Origin of the sequence: Halomonas heilongjiangensis, assembly GCF_002879645.1 — a bacterium.
Lineage (GTDB): Bacteria > Pseudomonadota > Gammaproteobacteria > Pseudomonadales > Halomonadaceae > Halomonas > Halomonas heilongjiangensis.
Window position 1 is genome coordinate 1 of record NZ_PNRE01000101.1, and the last position, 3445, is coordinate 3445.

Genomic DNA, 3445 nt, shown 5'->3' on the forward strand with positions numbered 1-3445 from the left:
GCGGTCGAAGTCGGCTTGCTGGCCCTGTGCCCGGGTGAGCTCCGTGCGCAGCGCGGCCACCGCCTCCGGGTGGCGCGTGAGCACCCGCAGCAGGTCGAGGCAGATCACGTTGCCCGACCCTTCCCAGATCGAGTTCACCGGCGCTTCCCGGTAGAGCCGGGCGAGCGGCGCCTCCTCCACGTAGCCGATGCCGCCGAGGCACTCCATGGCCTCGGCCATGAAGCCCGGCCCGCGCTTGTTGTGCCAGTACTTGGCCAGTGCCGGGAGCACCCTGGCCAGGGCGCGTTCGTGCTCCTGGTCCATGCCGTCGAAGGCCCGTGCCGTGCGCATCACCAGCGCCACGCCGGCCTCCACCTCCAGCGCCAGGTCGGCGATCACCTGCCGCATCAGCGGCTGGTCGGCCAGGGCGCGGCCGAAGGCGTGGCGCTCGCGTACGTGGCGCCACGCCTCGCCCAGCGCCTGGCGCATCATGCCCACCGGGGCGGTGGCGGCATCCAGGCGGGTCTGCTGCACCATGGCGAGGATGGTGGCGACGCCGCGCCCCGGCTCCCCCACCGCCTCGGCCCAGGCCCCGCGATACTCGATCTCCGCCGAGGCGTTGGCGCGATTGCCGCACTTCTCCTTGAGCCGCTGCAGCTCGATGGCGTTGCGCTCGCCGTCGGGGGTGAAGCGCGGCACCAGGAAGCAGCCCAGGCCCTCGTCGCTGCGGGCCAGGGTCAGGAAGGCGTCGGACATCGGTGCACTGCAGAACCACTTGTGGCCGGTCAGCCGCCAGCCATCCTCCCCGGATTCGGCCCGCGTGGCGGCGAAAGGCTCGGCGCGTGTGGTATTGCTGCGCACGTCGCTGCCGCCCTGCTTCTCGGTCATCGCCATGCCGAAGGTCAGCCCGCTCTTGTCGGCCGCGGGCAGGGGGCGGGGATCGTAGTCCCAGGCCAGCAGCCCGGTGGCCCAGCGCGTCTCCAGGCGCGACGACTGGCGCAGCACCGGCATGGCGGCGTGGGTCATGGTGATCGGACAGCAGAAGCCGGGCTCGGCCTGGGTCAGCAGGTAGAGGGCGGCGACATGGGCCTGATGGCCGCCGCGGCCCTCTTCCTGCCAGGCCACGGCGTGCCAGCCGCGGTCGATGGCCAGGTGCATCAGCTCGTGGTAGGCGGGGTGGTAGGCCACCTCGTCGAGGCGCCGGCCATGGCGGTCGAAGAGCCGCAGCTCAGGCGGGTGGCGGTTGGCCGCCTCCCCCAGCGCCTGGACGCGTGCGCTGCCGGCCTCGCGCCCCAGGGCGGCGAGGCGCCGGGCGACCCAGTCGGGGGCCTCGCGGTCCAGGGCCTCCTGCAGCGGCAGGTCCGTGGCCAGCAGGTCGCGGTCTCCGCCGGGGGCGGGCTGGTTGGTCACCTCGTGGGTGGCCAGCCGCGTGCGGGGGGCATGGTCGGACATGGGAGGGAACTCCGTGGTGCCTGCCTCTTCCGAGCATGATGGCCGGACGCGGCGGGGTCAACGTGCGATCCCCGCGCGTGACGCTGTCGACGTGACTGGTTAGGCTGAAGGCATTTCTCAGGGAGAATGCCATGACCGATGCCTTGGGGCCCGGGGCGCTGCCGGCGCCGTTTATCGCCGACGAGAGCATCCAGCTGGTGGATGCCCGCAACCGCCCCTGTGGCAGCGCCCCCCGGGTGCAGATGCGCCGCCTGGGTTTCTGGCACCGGGCCACCTACATCGTGGTGTGCAACGGTCGCGGCGAGATCTGCGTACAGCGCCGCACCCTGACTAAGGAGGTCTTCCCGGGGGGGCTCGACCTGGCCGCCGGCGGCGTGGTGGGGGCCGGCGAGGCGGTCCATGTGGCGGCCCGCCGCGAGCTGGCCGAGGAGCTCGGCATCCGGGGTGTGCCGCTGCGCCCTGTGCTGGAGTTCGTGCACGCCGAGGGGGGACACCATATCTTCGGCAGCCTCTTCCTGGTCGAGTACGACGGGCCGTTGACGCTGCAGGCCGAGGAGGTCGCCGACGCCTTCTGGCTGCCGCCCGCCGAGGCCCTGGCCCTGGAGGCGGTCACCCCGGATACCCGCCAGGCCCTGGCGGCGCTGCTCGAGAGCGGCGCCCTGGAGCCGCGGTCATGAATCATCAGGCGCGCCTCGACAGCCTCGAGGCGGTGGTCGCCGCCCTGGAGGGCGTGGTGCTCGGCAAGCCCCGGGAGGTGCGCCTGGCGCTCTGCTGCCTGTTGTGTCGTGGCCACCTGTTGATCGAGGACCTGCCGGGGCTCGGCAAGACCACCCTGGCCCAGGCCCTGGCACGGGTCACCGGGCTCGACATGCAACGCCTGCAGTTCACCAGCGACCTGCTCCCCGCCGATGTGCTGGGGGTCTCGGTGTTCGATCCCCGCGAGGCGCGCTTCACCTTCCACCCGGGCCCGGTATTTCACGGCGTGGTGCTGGCCGACGAGATCAACCGCGCCACCCCCAAGACCCAGAGCGCCCTGCTCGAGGCGATGGAGGAGGGGCGGGTGACCGTGGAGGGCGAGACCCGCTCGCTGCCGGACCCCTTCTTCGTCATCGCCACCCAGAACCCCCAGGAGCAGGCGGGCACCTTCGCCCTGCCGGAATCCCAGCTTGACCGCTTCCTGATGCGCCTCTCCCTTGGCTACCCGGCCCCGCAAGCCGAGCGGGAGATCCTGCGCGGCCGGGCCGGGCGAGTGACGCTGGGCTCGCTGCCGGTGCTGCTCGATGCCGAGCGCTTGCGCACCTGGCAGGCGCGCCTTGGCGATATCCACGTAGCCGAGGCATTGCTCGACTATGTCCAGGCGCTGGCGGCGGCCAGCCGCGAGCATCCGGAGCTGGCCTGGGGGCTCTCCACCCGCGGCGCGCTGGCGCTGCTGCAGGCCTCCCGGGGCTGGGCGCTGCTCGAGGGGCGCGATCATGTGCTGCCCGAGGACGTCCAGGCGGTCTGGGTGGCGGTGGCGGGGCATCGGCTCAGCAGTGGGCGTCGGGAGGAGGGCGAGGCCCTGGCGCGCCACCTGCTCGCCCGCGTGCCGGTGATGGGGTAGCTCGCCATGCCGGCGTGGGTCGCCTCGAGCTGGCGGGAACGCCTGCGCCGCCGTTGGCTCGGTCGCCTGACGGCGCCGCTGGAGGCGCCGCTGCCGCAGAGCCGCCTGTTCCTGCTGCCGACCCGTTTCGGCCTCGGTTGGGCGGGGCTGGTGGTGGTGCTGGTGCTGTTCGGCATCAACTACCAGAACAGTCTGGCCTATGCGCTGGCCTTCTGGCTGTTCGCCCTCGGCGTGGTGGTGCTGCTGCGGACCTGGCGCAACCTGCTCGGGGTGAGGGTCGCCCTGCGCCTGCCCCAGGAAGTCTTCGCCGGCAACGAGGCGCGCCTCGGCGTGACCCTGGAGGGGACGCGGCCGCGCACTGCCCTGGCGCTGCGGGCCGGTGAGCTGGACAACCAGAGCTTCGCCGAGATCGGT

3 protein-coding genes and 1 pseudogene are annotated in these 3445 nt (G+C 72.7%); 3 read left to right on the top strand and 1 reads right to left on the bottom strand.

Annotation, left to right across the window (positions count from 1 at the left end; translation table 11 throughout):
• A partial coding sequence (locus C1H66_RS21320) for an acyl-CoA dehydrogenase family protein (protein ID WP_102629883.1) occupies positions 1 to 1431 on the bottom strand: 1431 nt, incomplete at its 3' end.
• 131 nt (positions 1432 to 1562) lie between these two features.
• Between C1H66_RS21320 and C1H66_RS21325 the strand changes: the two genes are divergently transcribed.
• The 3 genes and pseudogenes from C1H66_RS21325 to C1H66_RS21335 form a co-directional block, all read left to right on the top strand.
• The gene (locus tag C1H66_RS21325) at positions 1563 to 2108 is read left to right on the top strand and encodes an NUDIX hydrolase (RefSeq protein ID WP_102629884.1); all 546 of its coding nucleotides are present in this window, start codon (positions 1563 to 1565) and stop codon (positions 2106 to 2108) included.
• Entirely contained in the window at positions 2105 to 3031 is a 927-nt protein-coding gene (locus C1H66_RS21330; RefSeq protein ID WP_102629885.1) for an AAA family ATPase, read from the top strand. Before C1H66_RS21325 ends, C1H66_RS21330 begins: the two co-directional genes overlap by 4 nt.
• Before the next feature lie 6 nt (positions 3032 to 3037).
• Positions 3038 to 3445: pseudogene (locus tag C1H66_RS21335) on the top strand (hypothetical protein); the annotation flags it as partial.

Bases quoted from the DNA above. Each gene is read 5' to 3' on its own strand.
- C1H66_RS21330 (WP_102629885.1), top strand. From the start codon at position 2,105: ATGAATCATCAGGCGCGCCTCGACAGCCTCGAGGCGGTGGTCGCCGCC.
- C1H66_RS21325 (WP_102629884.1), top strand. From the start codon at position 1,563: ATGACCGATGCCTTGGGGCCCGGGGCGCTGCCGGCGCCGTTTATCGCC.